1 protein-coding gene is annotated in these 206 nt (G+C 81.6%); it reads left to right on the plus strand.

The genetic code is table 11. The annotated features are described in order from the left end of the window. Window positions 1–206, plus strand: a 206-nt coding sequence (locus tag BEN49_RS28975; protein ID WP_204376159.1) for a hypothetical protein, incomplete at both ends; no start/stop codon positions are given.

Here is a 206-nt window from a genome sequence, read left to right on the forward strand (position 1 = left end):
CGACCCGAGCCTGGCCCCCGGGCGGGCACGGCGCTGGCCCTGGAGGCACGACTGCGGCGCGCCGGGGCCCAGCGGCCGCTACCAGGTGCCTGCTGCGCACCCAGCAGCGACCCGAGCCTGGCCCCCGGGCGGGCACGGCGCTGGCCCTGGAGGCACGACTGCGGCGCGCCGGGGCCCAGCGGCCGCTACCAGGTGCCTGCTGCGCA

Origin of the sequence: Hymenobacter coccineus (assembly GCF_001816125.1) — a bacterium.
Classification (GTDB): Bacteria; Bacteroidota; Bacteroidia; order Cytophagales; family Hymenobacteraceae; genus Hymenobacter; species Hymenobacter coccineus.